Origin of the sequence: Ruegeria pomeroyi DSS-3, from assembly GCF_000011965.2 — a bacterium.
GTDB classification, from domain to species: domain Bacteria; phylum Pseudomonadota; class Alphaproteobacteria; order Rhodobacterales; family Rhodobacteraceae; genus Ruegeria_B; species Ruegeria_B pomeroyi.
Genome location: NC_003911.12, coordinates 537,348 through 552,222 on the forward strand (window position 1 = coordinate 537,348; position 14,875 = coordinate 552,222).

Annotated in this window: 13 protein-coding genes and 1 tRNA gene; 4 read left to right on the forward strand and 10 right to left on the reverse strand. The window is 66.3% G+C overall.

Features of this window, described 5'->3' with window-relative positions; translation table 11 throughout:
* The first annotated feature begins 2 nt into the window (after positions 1 to 2).
* Positions 3 to 79, forward strand: a tRNA-Arg gene (locus SPO_RS02735).
* A gap of 375 nt (positions 80 to 454) precedes the next feature.
* Here the strand turns inward: SPO_RS02735 and SPO_RS02740 are convergent.
* Positions 455 to 1,708: an NAD(P)/FAD-dependent oxidoreductase gene (locus tag SPO_RS02740; RefSeq protein WP_011046300.1), complete on the reverse strand. Its 1,254-nt coding sequence runs from the start codon at positions 1,706 to 1,708 to the stop codon at positions 455 to 457.
* A gap of 12 nt (positions 1,709 to 1,720) precedes the next feature.
* A complete protein-coding gene (locus tag SPO_RS02745) occupies positions 1,721 to 4,159 on the reverse strand; it encodes a GcvT family protein (RefSeq protein ID WP_044027853.1) in 2,439 nt (812 codons plus the stop codon).
* A 320-nt stretch (positions 4,160 to 4,479) separates the two neighbouring features.
* Between SPO_RS02745 and uvrB the strand changes: the two genes are divergently transcribed.
* Together uvrB and SPO_RS02755 are read left to right on the forward strand one after the other, a co-directional pair.
* Positions 4,480 to 6,678 (forward strand): excinuclease ABC subunit UvrB, encoded by a 2,199-nt coding sequence (gene uvrB, locus SPO_RS02750; protein ID WP_011046302.1) that lies wholly within the window; start codon positions 4,480 to 4,482, stop codon positions 6,676 to 6,678.
* Between the two features lie 207 nt (positions 6,679 to 6,885).
* Complete coding sequence (locus tag SPO_RS02755; RefSeq protein WP_044027855.1) at positions 6,886 to 7,272, forward strand: hypothetical protein; 387 nt, start codon at positions 6,886 to 6,888, stop codon at positions 7,270 to 7,272.
* A 100-nt stretch (positions 7,273 to 7,372) separates the two neighbouring features.
* Here the strand turns inward: SPO_RS02755 and SPO_RS02760 are convergent, their stop codons facing one another.
* Positions 7,373 to 7,906, reverse strand: a complete 534-nt coding sequence (locus tag SPO_RS02760; protein WP_011046304.1) for an REP-associated tyrosine transposase — start codon at positions 7,904 to 7,906, stop codon at positions 7,373 to 7,375.
* Between the two features lie 207 nt (positions 7,907 to 8,113).
* Here SPO_RS02760 and SPO_RS02765 point away from each other — a divergent pair, with 207 nt between their 5' ends.
* Complete coding sequence (locus tag SPO_RS02765) at positions 8,114 to 8,377, forward strand: hypothetical protein (RefSeq protein WP_011046305.1); 264 nt, start codon at positions 8,114 to 8,116, stop codon at positions 8,375 to 8,377.
* 7 nt (positions 8,378 to 8,384) lie between these two features.
* On the opposite strand, the gene SPO_RS02770 is transcribed toward SPO_RS02765, so the two are convergent.
* From SPO_RS02770 to SPO_RS02800, 7 genes are read right to left on the reverse strand one after another with little or no spacing between them, the layout of a single operon-like run.
* On the reverse strand, positions 8,385 to 8,861 hold the full coding sequence (locus tag SPO_RS02770) for a class I SAM-dependent methyltransferase (RefSeq protein ID WP_044027857.1): 477 nt from the start codon (positions 8,859 to 8,861) through the stop codon (positions 8,385 to 8,387).
* A complete protein-coding gene (locus tag SPO_RS02775) occupies positions 8,858 to 9,622 on the reverse strand; it encodes a polysaccharide deacetylase family protein (protein WP_011046307.1) in 765 nt (254 codons plus the stop codon). The genes SPO_RS02770 and SPO_RS02775 overlap by 4 nt, the downstream gene beginning before the upstream one ends.
* Complete coding sequence (locus tag SPO_RS02780; protein ID WP_011046308.1) at positions 9,619 to 10,758, reverse strand: glycosyltransferase family protein; 1,140 nt, start codon at positions 10,756 to 10,758, stop codon at positions 9,619 to 9,621. The genes SPO_RS02775 and SPO_RS02780 overlap by 4 nt, the downstream gene beginning before the upstream one ends.
* Positions 10,755 to 11,339 (reverse strand): histidine phosphatase family protein, encoded by a 585-nt coding sequence (locus SPO_RS02785; protein WP_011046309.1) that lies wholly within the window; start codon positions 11,337 to 11,339, stop codon positions 10,755 to 10,757. Before SPO_RS02785 ends, SPO_RS02780 begins: the two co-directional genes overlap by 4 nt.
* Complete coding sequence (locus tag SPO_RS02790) at positions 11,336 to 12,415, reverse strand: glycosyltransferase family 4 protein (protein WP_011046310.1); 1,080 nt, start codon at positions 12,413 to 12,415, stop codon at positions 11,336 to 11,338. Before SPO_RS02790 ends, SPO_RS02785 begins: the two co-directional genes overlap by 4 nt.
* Before the next feature lie 2 nt (positions 12,416 to 12,417).
* The gene (locus SPO_RS02795) at positions 12,418 to 13,662 is read right to left on the reverse strand and encodes a glycosyltransferase family 4 protein (protein WP_011046311.1); all 1,245 of its coding nucleotides are present in this window, start codon (positions 13,660 to 13,662) and stop codon (positions 12,418 to 12,420) included.
* A complete protein-coding gene (locus SPO_RS02800) occupies positions 13,659 to 14,873 on the reverse strand; it encodes a glycosyltransferase family protein (protein ID WP_011046312.1) in 1,215 nt (404 codons plus the stop codon). The genes SPO_RS02795 and SPO_RS02800 overlap by 4 nt, the downstream gene beginning before the upstream one ends.
* Between the last annotated feature and the right edge of the window lie 2 nt (positions 14,874 to 14,875).

A 14,875-nucleotide genomic window follows, 5' to 3' on the forward strand; every position in this document is an offset into this window, starting at 1 on the left:
GCGGACCGATAGCTCAGTTGGATAGAGTACTTGACTACGAATCAAGGGGTCGGGGGTTCGAATCCTCCTCGGTCCGCCATGGTAATCTCCTAAAAATCAAAGACATGGCAGGCTTTGCCGAAACCGGCGACATGTAGTCGCTACTGTGGTGCGCGAACGCGCGCGAAACGTTCAACCCGCGTTCGGCAGGCGCCGGGCTTACGCTGTCGTCTCATTCTTTTCATACCTCTGCTTCAGTACCATGCACGGCTTGGCGACCCCTCACCCAAGGACCGCCCCCTGTTCGGCATCCCGGTGGCATAGTGCTCCTGGCCGAAGTCGATCCCAGCCTTCCCCTGTCCGGCCGGAACACCGCGGGTTGAGGGGCACAGATCACCAACAAACGCATCCTTGAAAGGGTGTTCAACCGCTTCAAGAGTCCGGGTGCGACCTTGATGCTGACGCACAAGCGCGCTCACGTGAACCTTTGCGGCGCAAAATCGCCGAGGTTGCATGTCGGCGAGCGCTGTTGGGCGAGATCGGCAACCACCTTGCCCGTCAGACCGCCCAGGGTCAGGCCGATATGCTGGTGACCAAAGGCAAATATCACCCGATCCGAGGATGGGGACGGCCCGATCACCGGCAGCGAATCCGGCATCGTCGGGCGATGCCCCAGCCAGGTTTCGTCGGGTGCGCCAAGCTGGCCGAACATTTCGTGCGATTTGCGCTGCAGGTAATCTGTACGCTTGGTGTTGAAGGGCGCGTCGATGGCGTTGATTTCCACGGTCCCGGCGATGCGCAGCCCCTGCGCCATCGGGGTTGCGTAAAACCCGGCCTCGGCCCAGCCGACCGGCCGCGACACAAGGCTGGCGTGATCGCGGTAGAGAATATGGTACCCGCGCTCGGTTCCCAGAGGCAGGCCTTCGGCACCGGTGCCGGCGATCTGCCGCGAGCGCGCCCCGGCAGTGAGGGCGAAATGCCCGGCGCGAAGCGTGCCACCGTCGTTCAGCCGGACCGTCACGCCGCCTTCGTCAGGATCGCAACGCTCGACCCGGGCGGGCAGGTAGGTTCCACCCAGTGTCTCGAACCGGTGCTGCATTCGGCCAACCAGGGCCTGCGGGCTGGTCACATGGCGTGCGCCCTTGAAATGCAGGCCTCGGTGAATGGGCTGTTTCAGGTTCGGCTCCATCGCGCGCACCTCGTCCGGGCCAAGCTCCTCGAAGCGCACCCCCTGGGCCCGACGCAGCGCATTGCTGGCGCGCGCGCCCTCGTATCCGGCCCGGGTTGACCAGACATAGAGACAGTCATTGCTGACGATCAGGTCTTCGGCCCCGGCTGCCATGATCAACGGGTCAAGCCCCGCATCGGCATCGGCCAGAAACCGCCCCAGCGCCTCGGTGATCCTTCGAACCCTGGCTGCGCGGCAATTGGCGAGAAAGGACAGCATCCAGCACGGGTTCTTCAACCCGTGCAGCAGGTTGAAGCTGAGCGGGCTGTCCTTGCTGGTCAGCAGATACGGCAATGCGGCAAAAATCGCCGGGCTGTTGACCGGAATGCAGGCATAGGTGGCGATGGTGCAGGCCGACCCATAGGTGGTTCCCGATCCGGGCGGGTTCGGATCGCAGAGCGCCACCTTCAGCCCATCCATCTGGGCATAGAGCGCGGCGGACATGCCGACCATGCCCGCACCGGCAACGATCAGATCGAAATCAGGCTGGGCTGTGTTCACGGTTTTGCTCCTTCATGCGCGGGGGCGCAGGTTCCCGGGGTCGTGTGGGCTGTCGGCAATCACCACCGCGTCATAGCGTTCGTCAAGGATTTCGACGCTCAGCCGTGTGCCCTCGGCCGCATGATCCAGGGGCAAGATGGCCATTGCCAGATGTTTGCCCAGAAAATGACCATAGGCGCCAGAGGTCGTCAGGGCGATCACCTTGTCGCCGCAGCGCACCGCCTGGTTCATCGCCGGTTCCACTCCACCCGCCTCGCAATCCACCTCGAGCGTGACCAGTTTCACGCTCTCCTTGCCGACGCGTTCGGCAACGGCCTGTGCGCCGATGAACCCGGTCTTGCCGGTGGCGATGAAACGCCCGAGGCCAAGCTCGTGCAGCGTGTTCTGTGTGGTCAGTTCCTGTGCGACCGCACGATAGGATTTCTCGATCCGCAGGCTGTCGAGCGCGCGCATGCCGACGTGGCGCAGGCCCAGATCGGCGCCCGCCTGCTCCAGCTGGTCGAGGATGTGATGCTGAAAGGCGATCGGGTGATGCAGTTCCCAGCCCAACTCGCCGCAATAGTTGACCCGCATCAACCGGACATCCGTGGCCCAGCCGACCTCGCCCTCGTGCAGATCGAACCACTTGAAGCTGTCATTCTCCAGCGGCGCGTCGACAATCCGCGAGAGCAGTTCACGCGATTTCGGCCCGGCCACGGTGAAACAGCCCCAGCCCATGCTGACATTGGTGAGGGTGGCCGCGTCCGCAGGGCGCAGGCGGCTGCGCAGGACATGGTCGTCATGCACCTCGCTGAAGGCCGGCCCACAAATGTAGAACCGGTCCTCGGCCAGCCGGGCAACGGTGAATTCAGCGCAAAAGCGCCCGTTTTCGTCCAGCGCATGCGCCAGGGTCACCCGGCCGTCGCGTTTGGGCATGGCATTTGCCAGGGCGCGGTCCAGGAACGCCATGGCTCCGGCACCGGAGACCTCCCACTTGGCAAAGCTGGTGAAGTCGATCAGGCCCACCGCGTTGCGGATGGCCCGGCATTCCGCCCCGATCGCCTCGAAGGCGTTCGAGCGGCGAAAGGTAAGGGTCTCGGGCGTGCGGTTGCCCTCTGCATCGAACCAGCGGGCGCGCTCCCACCCACCTGCGACACCCCAGACCGCACCGGCGCGGGTCAGCCTGTCGTAACAGGGGCTGGTCTTGCCGGGCCGGGCGGCGGGCATTTCCAGGTTCGGATAGTGAATGTCGAAGATATGGCCATAGGTTTCCTCGTTCTTCAAACGGGTGTGGTTCTTGCCTGCATGGCCGTTGAAGCGGCGCGGGTCGACCGGCCACATGTCGATCGTCGGCGCCCCCTCGGTGATCCATTCGGCCAGATACCGGCCCACGCCGCCGCCATAGCAGATGCCCGCCACCATTCCCTCGGCCAGCCAGTAGTTCTGCAAACCCGGCGCCGGGCCAACCAGCGGAAAGGCATCCGGCGTATGCGCGATGGGTCCGTTGACCACGGTCCGGATGCCCGCGGCGGCAAAGGATGAGACGCGCCTGAGCGTGCCTTCGATGAATGGTTCCAGACTGTCGTAATCGGGCGTCATCAGCTCGGCCCCGAAACCGGGAGGCACGCCGTTGATCGCCCAGCTCTTCGGGTTGGGTTCATAAGGCCCCAGGATCAGCCCGTCGTTTTCCTGCCGCAGATAGAACCGGCTCTTGTCATCACGCAGCACCGGCATTTCAGGCCGGCCGGCCCTGTTGTGATCCGCGAATTCCTTGATGGTTTCGGTCACCACATATTGATGCATCACCGGGATCGAGGGCACATTCAGCCCCACCATCGCTCCGGTCTGGCGGGCATAATTCCCGGTGGCCGTCACCACATGTTCGGCCAGAAAGTCGCCATTGGGTGTCGAAATCAGCCATTCGCCAGACGCGGTGCGCGAGATTGCGGTCGCTTCGGTGTTCAGATGGATCTTCGCCCCCATCCCGCGCGCGCCGGTTGCCATGGCCTGGGTCAGGTCCGCGGGCGCAATATGACCATCGCCGGGGTGATAGAGGGCAGCGATCACATCACCCAGATCGGCCAGTGGCCAGAGTTTCTGGGCCTCTTCGCGTGTGATCAGCGCACAGTCGATGCCAAGATAGCGGGCAAAGCTCAGATAGGCGCGGTATTCGTCCAGCCTGTCGTGATCCGTGGCCAGACGCAGCTGGCCGCATTGATGAAACCCCGAAGGCTGTCCGGTCTCCGCCTGCAGTCGGGCATAGAGCTGCATCGAGTGCTTGTTGATCAGGCTCATCGTCTGGTTCGGATAGTATAGCGGCAACAGCCCCGCCGCATGCCAGGTCGATCCGGCGGTCAGCTGCGTGCGCTCCAGCAGGCAGCAATCTGTCCAGCCCAGCCGGGCCAGATGATAAAGGACGCTCACGCCGACCACGCCGCCGCCGATCACCGCAACCCGCACCTGTTTCACCACTCGCCCGCCTCCGAAATAGGTTTGCTCAGCCAAAGACAGGCCCGCGCGCCGCCACCGCCATTGCGAGGCGCATCCTCTTTATAGGGCTGGAAAAATCCCCGAGACCCATGAAAAAACGCCGTCTTCCGCTGAAAAGCGTCGCGACCGTTGCGGTTCTCGCTGCGTATCGGGGGTTTTGCGCACAGCGTGGAATCAGCGGCGGCCCGCCTTCTATCCCGCACCGGCGCACCCCCTGATGCCAGATTCCGGCATCAGCCGGACGCACCCCCTTGAACCGGAACAAAAACAGACCAAGATCGGGGACGAAAGGAATCCCCCCGATGCCCGATGCCCATTCCGACAAGTCTGCTGCGCTGATGCATGCCCCCGCGCCCGACGTGAAGGCCCGCCCCAAGCTGGAGGGCGGTCGCCGGTTCGTCATGCAGACCGAGTTTCAGCCGGCGGGCGATCAGCCCACCGCCATTGCAGAGTTGACGCAGGGCGTGAACGAGGGCGAGCGCAATCAGGTACTGCTGGGCGCCACCGGCACCGGCAAGACCTTTACCATGGCCAAGGTGATCGAAGAGACCCAGCGCCCGGCCATTATCCTGGCCCCCAACAAGACACTGGCGGCGCAGCTGTATGGCGAGTTCAAGGGGTTCTTTCCCGATAACGCCGTGGAATATTTCGTCTCGTTCTACGACTATTACCAGCCCGAGGCCTATGTGGCGCGCTCGGACACCTATATCGAGAAGGAATCCCAGATCAACGAACAGATCGACCGCATGCGCCACTCGGCCACGCGGGCGCTGCTGGAGCGCGACGATGTGATCATCATCGCCTCGGTTTCCTGTATCTATGGCATCGGTTCGGTCGAGACCTATGGCGCCATGACCCAGGACCTGAAGGTCGGCGGCGAATATGATCAGCGCCAGATCATGGCCGATCTGGTCGCCCAGCAGTACAAGCGCAACGATCAGGCCTTTCAGCGCGGCAGTTTCCGGGTGCGCGGCGACAGTCTGGAAGTCTGGCCCGCCCACCTGGAGGACCGCGCCTGGAAGCTGTCCTTCTTTGGCGAGGAACTGGAGGCGATCACCGAGTTCGATCCGCTGACGGGGCAAAAGACGGATACGTTCGACCAGATCCGCGTTTACGCCAACTCGCACTATGTGACGCCCAAACCGACCATGCAGCAGGCCATCATCGGCATCAAACAGGAGCTGCGCCAGCGGCTGGATCAGCTGGTGGGCGAGGGCAAGCTGCTGGAGGCGCAGCGGCTGGAACAGCGCACCAATTTCGATCTGGAAATGCTCGAGGCGACCGGTGTCTGCAACGGGATCGAGAACTATTCCCGCTATCTGACGGGGCGCGCCCCTGGCGAGCCGCCGCCGACGCTGTTCGAGTTCATTCCCGATCACGCCATTGTCTTTGCGGATGAATCCCATGTCAGCGTGCCCCAGATCGGCGGCATGTACCGGGGCGACTATCGGCGCAAGTTCACGCTGGCCGAACACGGCTTCCGCCTGCCCAGCTGCATGGACAACCGTCCGCTGAAGTTCGAGGAATGGGACGCCATGCGCCCGCAATCGGTCTTTGTCTCGGCCACGCCCGCGGCGTGGGAGATGGAGCAATCGGGCGGCGTGTTCACCGAACAGGTGATCCGCCCCACCGGTCTGCTCGACCCGCAGGTCGAAATCCGCCCGGTCGAAATGCAGGTCGACGACCTTCTGGACGAAGTCCGCAAGATGGCCGACCAGGGCTTCCGCACGCTCGTGACCACGCTGACCAAACGCATGGCCGAGGACCTGACCGAATACCTGCACGAACAGGGGATCAAGGTCCGCTACATGCATTCCGATATCGACACGCTGGAACGGATCGAGATCCTGCGCGACCTGCGCCTTGGCGCCTTCGACGTGCTGGTCGGCATCAACCTGCTCCGCGAGGGGCTCGACATCCCCGAATGCGGCCTCGTCGCCATTCTGGATGCCGACAAGGAGGGCTTCCTGCGCTCGGAAACCTCGCTGATCCAGACCATCGGGCGCGCCGCGCGCAACGCCGAGGGCCGCGTCATAATGTATGCCGACCGGATCACCGGCAGCATGGAGCGCGCGCTGGGCGAGACCGACCGCCGCCGCGCCAAACAGATCGCCTATAACGAGGAACACGGGATCACCCCCGCGACGGTGAAAAAGAATGTCGAGGACGTGCTGGCCGGCCTCTACAAGGGCGACACCGACATGTCCCGCGTCACCGCCAAGATCGACAAGCCGCTGCATGGCGGCAATCTCGAGGCGGTGCTGGACGGGTTGCGCGCCGACATGCGCAAGGCCGCCGAGAACCTGGAATTCGAAGAGGCCGCCCGCCTGCGCGACGAGGTCAAGCGGCTGGAGGCGGTCGACCTGGCGGTGTCAGACGACCCGATGGCCCGGCAATGGGCGGTCGAGAGCGCCTCGGAGCAGGCCGTGAAATCCCGGGGCCGGAGTACCGCCGGACGACCGGGGCAGCGGGGCGGTAATGTGAAGCGGCGGGGGCGGTAGGCCTCGCCTTCGCGTCGCTGCCTGTCAGGCTGCCGCTCTCGCTCATCGCACAATCGAAATTGATCGGGATCAACGCTTTGCATCCTTAATGGCGATAACATCGCCTCGAAACACAACATTGGGTTGTTTTCTCATCTACGCTTTTTTGCGCACGCAGGGGCGGTTTCCCGCGCCTGTCGGCGGGGCTGCAACAAGGAGCTGCTGCGAATGAAGTACACTCTCTCGCTTCATAGCCGATCCTCTCCCTTCAGGATCGTACTCGAAATCAACGGCGATCCCGACTCGGATAGCTTCCATTGGACCGAGATCGAGCCCGACCACGAAAAACCCTTCTTCATGGCCGCCTCCAGGTCGCTTGGTTATTTCGACAATTCAGCAAAGCATGGTGAGATCAAGCGCGCCATATTCAAGGGTTCGGGGGTGGCGACGGACAAACGCCCGCCCGTGTTGGAACTGCAGATCTGTCGGCTTCCGGAATTCAAGATCAGGGATTTCGAGCATTGCTGGCAGGGAAACATCCTCAGATGGGCTGACAGCCCTAATTACCAGAAACAGTCCCTGCAACGTTTCACCTGGCGAGCGGAAGCCGTCTAGAAGCAAGCGTAGCAAGCGTAGGGTGGGCAGTTCTGCCCACCATCCCACCATCGCATATTGCCCTAACAACCGCATTTGTGGGCAAACTGCCCACCCTACACTACTCGCCAAACGCACCTTCGGTCGGGCGGCCCGCCCATTGCGCATCGACCCGGCCCAACCGGATATCGCGATGGATTGTTGAAAACGGCCAATCCACCGCCCGATCCACAAGCCCGTGTTTGACCGGATTGCCCCAGCAATATTCCACATGGCGCCGGAAATCGTCCTCGTCGCGGATCAAATGTTCCCAGAACCGTCTCTGCCAGATGCCGCATTCCCGTTTTGCGCGCTTGCTCTCGGACCGGTGTGTAGGGTGGGCAGTTCTGCCCACCGCCCGCGAGAACCGGTGCTTGATCTTGCGCCAGCGCTCCGAAAACGCGCTGTCGCCCGGCGGCAGGGTCCAGACCGCGTGCAAGTGGTCGGGCAGCACGACGAAGGCCTCGCAGACAATCGGCGCCTCCCGGATGGTCAGCGCATAGGCATGGCGCAGGTCGTTGATCCGCTCGGTCAGCAGCGTGGACGACCGGTCGGCCAGCGCGAGGGTAAAGAAGTAACTGGCTCCGGCGATCCGGGCGCGACGGTAGTTTGGCATGAGGCCAGGATCGGGAAAACCGGTTAACCAACGGTTGACGCAATCGGGTGGTGGGCAGGACTGCCCACCCTACGCGGGGGATGCAGCCTGCGTGAAACGGTCAGAACCTTCACCGGGCGTGATGAAAGAGGGTTGGCCCATGGGTCCTGTCCATCTCCGCCACCTAAATCTTGGCAGTGGCCCGCGACCGTCGTATAACTTGCCCTCATGCGTATCGCCGTTTTTGCCATCTCCCTCGCCTATGTCCTCCTCTATGGCTGGGCCTGGGTCGGGACCGTCAACGCCTCGATGGATGCGGCTGGGCGGGGCATGGCGCTTGGATTTCTCACCGTCGGCATTGGAGCCACCGCGATTTTCGTGATCCCGGCGCTTGTTCTGGCGATAGCCAACCGCGCGCCCAAATGGGCGCTGGGCCTGTCCCTGGCCCCTGCGGCCTTGCTGTTCCTGGTCGTGATGACCGGGGTGATCTGATGCCCGCTCAGGCCCGGTAGAACAGGTAGCGTTCGGGCGGGATGCTGTCGGGGGCTGCGACTGGGGTGAACCCGACCAGCGGCTGGCCCGAGATGATCAGGCCGCCGGGCACCATAACACGGGCGATCAGCGGGCTGAGCCGAGCGGCCTCGGCCACGTCATCGGCCTTGATCCCCATGCCGAAATCGTAATGGGCCAGAACGATCGGGGCGCCCTCGGCGGCCAGACGCTCCAGCATCGGTTCCGCTTCGCCCATCAGGAAATCCGCCTCGGGCGGGGTGCACGAGGGGTGGCATTGCAGCACCCGATCCATCACCCGGATGCGGCGGCCCGGCAGGATCTCGCGCAGGTGGTCATAGGTGCGCCCGTTGCCCAGCCCCATGTCGAGCACCTCGCCCGGGATGCCGGAGATCTGAAGCGCAGCCCAGTTCAGCCCGTCCCGTTGCGCGGTCAGGCGGCGCAGCATTGAATCCAATCGGCTCATCGGTCGGTCTCCTCGGCGGGCATGGTCCATGGCTGGCAGGGGCCGGCCAACAGCCGCGCCAGCAGCGCCCCGGAGAACTGCCAGATTTCGTCGTCATGCACCAGATGGTGGGTCAGGATGCCAAAGGGCTCGGTGGCATCGGCGCGCCCCTCGCGCCGATCCGCCAGCAGCGTGGCGGTCTGGGCGATCAGGGTCTGCGGCGCCACCAGTCCGCGGCTGCCGCGCCAGTCGATCGGGTCGAGATGGGTGTTGACCTGCGCCAGCCCCGGCGCGGCCATCGGGCTGCGGCGCGGGGTTGCGGTGGACAGCGCGCGATAGCCCAGCGGGGGCAGGCCGGCGGTGACCTCGGGCGCGATCCGGTTCCAGGGCGGCACGAACATCGGCCGCAGCGCATCGCCAAACAGTGCCTGCAACCGTGCCTTGCCTTGCCCGGCCTCGGTCAGGATCTCGGACAGTGGGCGGTGGGCGCGAAACTCGGCCTTCTTCTCGGTCGCGGGGACGTGGTTCTGGTGCGCCCAGCCATGCACGACCGGGACCAGATGCGGATGCGCGGTGACGTGGTCAGCCAGCGCGGTATCGGCCCCGGCGGGGATCACCGCCAGATGCACGGGCAGGTCCAGGTCCTCGGCCAGCGCGGTCAGCCGGTCCAGCTGTGGGGTCGTGCTCACCGCGTCATCGTCGCGCCACCAGAGCGGCAGGGTAAGCCCCTCGGCCGCCCATCGCGCCAGTTCGGCATCGAGTGGGGTCCAGTCCGGGGTCATCGTGCCGCCTCCATCATCTCGACCATGCGCACCGTCTCTGCCGCGCCGTCAAAGCGCAAGGTGGTCGTGTCGCGTCGCGGGTCGCGCATCACCTGTTGCAAGGCCCGCATCAGGGTTTCGGGGGTCAGCTCGGCGCTGGTCACCGTGGCAAAGCCGGGCAGGGCGGTCAGGGCGCGGGCGCGCAGACCCTGCTCGACCTCCTTGCCCGCGTCAAAGGGGATCAGCACGGCGGGGGTGCGCGCTTGCAGCAGGTCCAGCGCGGTATTGTAGCCGCACATGCTGACCGAGGCCGCGGCATGGGTCAGCATGGCGCGGAAATCGGGGCGCGCGGGTTCCACCGTGACCGGGGCGTTGCTCGCCTGCTCTTGCAATGCGGCCACCTCGGCGCCAGCCTGGGTGCCGCCCACCAGCAGCCGCCAGCGGTGGGAGGGCATCCGGCGCGCGGCCTCCAGCGCGACCCGGAACAGCGGCCCGCCCACGGCACCGCCACCGGCGCTGACCAGGATCTCTCCCGCCCCGGCGCGCTCCGGGTGCGGTTCGGCAGGGGGCGGCGCCACATAGCCGGTGTAGCGCAGCTTGTCTGCCAGCGCGGCGCTGACTGGCCAGCTGGCCTCCAGCCGGGTGACCTTTGGGTCGGAATGCACCAGCACCGCGTCATAGGCTTCGGCGATCACCTGATCGGCTTCTTCCGCCTTGGCCGGTTTCGAGGGCGGCGCGAGGATGTCGCGGATCGAACTCAACACCAGCGGCGGGCGCGGCAGCGCCCGCGCGGCGGCCAGCAGGGCGCGGAATTCGGTCTTCAGGCTGCGGCGGCCAAAGGGGTAAAGCTCGGTGATCAGCACATCGGGGGCAAAGGCGGTGAGCGCCTCCAGCAGCGCCGCCTGCCGCGTGGTGTGAAAGCCTGCGTCTGCCTCGGCCCCTGTCTCGGTCAGCAGGCGGGCGAAATCCACCCCGTCCGAGCGGAGCGGCGGCAGTTGCACCAACTCCAGCCCCGCCGGGTCGAGCTGTGGGGCGGGCATACCGCCCGAGACCAGCCGCACCTGATGCCCGGTGGCGGCAAAGGCGCGGCCCAGCGTCAGCGCCCGGCTCAGATGGCCGGTGCCCAGCAAATGGGTGACGACGATCATCACCTTCATGGGCGGGCCTCGCGCGGGATCAGCCGCACTGGTTCGCCCGAGGGCGCCAGAGGGTCGAGCGAAACGACGAAAAGCCGGTTGCGCTTGACCTTGAAGGGCGGGATGCCGTCGAAATTCCAGCCATGGGCGCGAGCTAAGATGACCCGCATGATGCCGATATGGCAGACCGCGACGCTGTCGCCGGTCAACCCGGCCAGCCAGGGGTCGATCCGGGTCCAGACCTCTGCCGGGCTTTCCCCTGCGGGCGGGCGGAAATCCCAGCCCCAGTCCTCGATATGCCGATAGCCGCTGCCGGGCGTGTCGAGCAGGTCTCTCCCGCGCTGCCCCTCCCAGTCGCCCCAGTTCATCTCGGTCAGAGCAGGCGCGTTGCGGGGCGTGTGCCCGGCCACCAGTTTGGCGGTTTCCACCGCGCGCGAGAGCGGGCTGGACCAGAGCGTCGCGCGATCCCAGGGCGCGGGCAGGGCCAGCGCGCCCAGGTCGTGCCGTGCGGCGTCGTCCAGCGGGATGTCGCTGCGGCCCTGGATGCGACCGGCGCGGTTCCAGTCGGTGTGACCATGGCGCAGAAGGGCGAGGCGTCTCATGAAGCGGTCTCCATCAGCGGTGTCACAGCGCCCCAGAACACCGCCGCCGCCGCGGTGGGCAGATGCCGGGTGGCGATACGGTCTCGGGCTTCGCTGCCGATCCGCTGGCGCATGCCGGGATCGGCGCGCAGGCGGTCGATCATTTCGGCCAGTGCCTCGGGTCCTGCCTCGGGTGCGGGATAGGCGGGGCCGGGCAGCAGCACGTCGCGCACCCCGGGCCGGTCCTGCGCCACCACCGGCAGGCCGGCGGCCTGCGCCTCGAGATAGACCATGCCAAAGGCCTCGTTCACGCCGGGCCAGAAGAACAGCGAGGAGCGGCCATAGGCCGCCTGCAATCCGGCCCGGTCAAGCTGGCCCAGGAACCGCACCCGCGCGCCAAAGGGCGCCATCAGTGCCGCGACCTCGGGCCGGGCCGGGCCATCGCCCGCGATATCGAGCTGCCAGGCGCCGTCCAGATGTGCCAGCGTTTCCGCGATCAGCCGGTATGAGGCAAGCTTGTCGCCGGGCCGCATCATGCCCGCGCTCAGCATCGGGCCATCGGCTGTAGTGCGCGATGGCAGGGTGTTCTCGGGCAGAAAGGGCGGCAGTTCGACCAGCGCCTGAGTGCCGAAGCGTTCCCGCTCCAGCGTGATCAGGTCATTGGCAGTGAGGTAGAAGATCACGCGCGCCGCATCGCAGGCATCATGCGCTGCCTGCGCAAACCCGGCCCAGGGGCCGGTCAGGCGGCTGGTGGCGCGGGTGCTCTCGATCTGAACATAGGGGATGGCGCGGGCGGCACATACCGCCGGGCCGATCAGGTCGGGCGCCTTGTAATAGTTGTGATAGGTCACCCACAGGGCGCAATCGCCGGGCAGGTCGCGGATCAGCCGCCGCACCTCGACCGCAGCGCCCGCGCGCAGCCGGGCCTGCGCCCCGGCATCGCCCTGTTTGTCGAGGCTCTTGAACTCCGAGACCAGATCGACCGGCACACCGCGCCCGGCGATCATCGTCCGCAGGCTGCGCGCCAGCTCGCGATCGCCTGAGGGGACCGGGCTGTCGGGCGATTTCATCGGCGCATAAAAGGCGATGCGGGCCATGCTCAGCCCCCGGCGCAGAGGGCGGTCAGCCGGTTGGACAGATGGGCGATGCCGGGGGCCATGGTGAATTCCGACAGCAGGCGCACGCGCGCGGCTGCGGCCATGCCGGCCGCGCGCTCGGGGTCGGCGGCCAATGTGGCAATGGCCCGTGCCAGCGCCTCGGGCGCGTCGTCCGACAGGGTGCCATGAGCGCCGTCGGTGATGAACTCGGGGATTGCCGAAACCGGGGTCGACAGGATCGGCAGCAATTGCGAGGCCGCCTCCATCAGTACATTGGGCAGCCCGTCGCGGTCGCCATCGGCGGCGACCCGGCTGGGCAGGACAAACAGGTCGGCGGCGCGCATGGCGGCGATTACCTCGGGCTGATCGCAGGCGCCGCGCCAAGTGATCTGTTGCGCGATCCCCAGCGCCTCGGCCTGTGCGGTCAGGGCGGCGCGGTCGCCGCCGCCGCCGATATGGGTCCAGTGCCAGCGCAGGCCGGGCGGCAACAGCCCAAAACCGGCGATCAGCCGGTCAAAGCCCTTCTTCTCCACCAGCCGCCCCACCGACAGCATCGCCAGCGGGGCACTCGCCGCGCGCGGGCTGCGCGCGGGCGGGTCGGGAAAGCGGGCCAGATCGAGCCCGTGATAGACCAGATCGACCCGGCCCGGATCATCGGTCAGCCCGCGCAGATGCGTGGCGCCCACAGCCGTGCAGGTGGCGCCAAAGGCCGCGCCATGGCTGGCGGCGCTCAGTTTCTCGGCTTTTTCCCAGTCGGGCGAGGTCCAGATATCCTTGGCATGGGCCGAAAAGCTCCACGGCAGACCGCGCATGATCGCGGCATAGCGCGCGACCGAGGCGGGGGTATGCAGGAAATGCGCGTAAAGCCCCCGGGTCGAGGCGGGCAGCTCGGCGGCCATCACGCAGGCCTGTCCGAACCGGCGGATACGGTTCTTCGTGCGGTCCCGGGCCAGATCGGCGCGCCAGGCCCGATAGGCCTCGGCGTAGCCGGGCAGGGCCTGCGCAACGGCGCGCGCGCGCCAGACCCGCTCGGGCTCTTGCCACAGGTATTCCGGCAGATAGCGCACGCGTGCGCGCAGCCGTTCGTGCAGGGGGTGGCGTTTCACATCTGTTGGATGGCGCAGCGACCAGATGTCGAAGTCGTGGCCCGCCTCCTCCAGCGCCACCAGTTCCTGCGCGATGAAGGTTTCGGACAGGCGCGGCCAGCCCTTGACCACTACGGCTAGTTTCGGGCTGTCTGAGGTCATTCCGCCGCCTGATGGCTGGTCTTGCTCAGCAGCGCGCGGACGCGGCGGGTGACATGGTCGAGCCCGTCCAGCAGACCCTCGCCGATGGCCTGGCTGGGCAGCGGCTGGTTGGGCAGGTTGCGAATGGCCTGAATCATGGTCTCGGGCGTCAGCCCGTCGCGGCTTTCCTCCAGCATCCGCACCAGGCCCAGCTCTTCGGCGCGGCTGGCGCGGATCCACTGTTCCAGACGCGGCACGGTGCGCGGCACGATCACCGCGCGCTGATCAAAGGACAGCACCTCGCAAAAGGTGTTGTAACCGCCCATGCACACAACGCCGGCGGCCCCGGCAAAGAGCGTTTCGATCTCGCTTTCGAACCCGACCGCGGTCACCCGCCCGTTCAGCGCCGCCACGCGCCGTTCGAACTCGGCGCGGGTGTCGCCCGACAGGAAGGGGCCATAGACCAGCACCGCGCGTGGCGACAGGGTCGGGTCCTGTTCATAGGCGGACAAAACCAGATTGACCATCGCCTCGCCATCGCCACCGCCACCGGGGGTGATCAGCACATAGGGTTGATGCGGCGGGGTGCCCACCGGCCCCAGATCGCGGCGCAGATAGCCAGTCCAGTGCATGCGCGCCTGCGCTTCGGGGCTGAGGGGCAGGCCCGCCGTCGGGTCATAGACCGAGCGCAGCCCGTAAACCCAGATCTCGTCATAAAAGCGTTCGGTCGCCGCCACGGCACCCTTGCGCGCCCATTCGGCAGCCAGCACCTCGGGCTCGTCCAGCACGTCGCGCAGGCCCAGCACCAGCCGGGCACGCCCGCGCCGTTGCAGACAGTCGAGCGTCGGCAGCAGCTCGCCGCGAAAGCCGGTCGGTTCCTTGTCGACGATCAGGATATCGGGGTCATACCGTTCTGCGGCGCCGCGGATCAGACCGCTGCGCAGGTCGGTCACCTCGTCGATGCCCATCCCCATCGTCTGCGAGGCATAAGAGCCGTCGGCGCGCTTGGTCACGCCAGGCAGGCGTACGTGGTCGACCCGGCGCGGAAAGGTGAAACGCCCCGCCACCGGCGAGCCGGTCAGGATCAGCGCCGAGGCCGAGGGGTCGGCCTGGGTGATCGCGGCGGCCAGCGCCCGGCTACGTCGAAGATGGCCCAGCCCGAACGTATCGTGGCTGTACAACATCACACGCGCCGCTCGGCCGGTGTCGACTGTCCTGCTCTCGCCCTGCATCG

What these genes read in the sequence shown, in the direction of transcription:
- SPO_RS02770 (WP_044027857.1), bottom strand. Translation starts at nt 8,861, where the DNA reads ATGAGCCGATTGGATTCAATGCTGCGCCGCCTGACCGCGCAACGGGAC.
- SPO_RS02795 (WP_011046311.1), bottom strand. Translation starts at nt 13,662, where the DNA reads ATGACCTCAGACAGCCCGAAACTAGCCGTAGTGGTCAAGGGCTGGCCG.
- SPO_RS02755 (WP_044027855.1), top strand. Translation starts at nt 6,886, where the DNA reads ATGAAGTACACTCTCTCGCTTCATAGCCGATCCTCTCCCTTCAGGATC.
- SPO_RS02800 (WP_011046312.1), bottom strand. Translation starts at nt 14,873, where the DNA reads ATGCAGGGCGAGAGCAGGACAGTCGACACCGGCCGAGCGGCGCGTGTG.
- SPO_RS02785 (WP_011046309.1), bottom strand. Translation starts at nt 11,339, where the DNA reads ATGAGACGCCTCGCCCTTCTGCGCCATGGTCACACCGACTGGAACCGC.
- SPO_RS02765 (WP_011046305.1), top strand. Translation starts at nt 8,114, where the DNA reads ATGCGTATCGCCGTTTTTGCCATCTCCCTCGCCTATGTCCTCCTCTAT.
- SPO_RS02775 (WP_011046307.1), bottom strand. Translation starts at nt 9,622, where the DNA reads ATGACCCCGGACTGGACCCCACTCGATGCCGAACTGGCGCGATGGGCG.
- SPO_RS02780 (WP_011046308.1), bottom strand. Translation starts at nt 10,758, where the DNA reads ATGAAGGTGATGATCGTCGTCACCCATTTGCTGGGCACCGGCCATCTG.
- uvrB (WP_011046302.1), top strand. Translation starts at nt 4,480, where the DNA reads ATGCCCGATGCCCATTCCGACAAGTCTGCTGCGCTGATGCATGCCCCC.
- SPO_RS02790 (WP_011046310.1), bottom strand. Translation starts at nt 12,415, where the DNA reads ATGGCCCGCATCGCCTTTTATGCGCCGATGAAATCGCCCGACAGCCCG.
- SPO_RS02760 (WP_011046304.1), bottom strand. Translation starts at nt 7,906, where the DNA reads ATGCCAAACTACCGTCGCGCCCGGATCGCCGGAGCCAGTTACTTCTTT.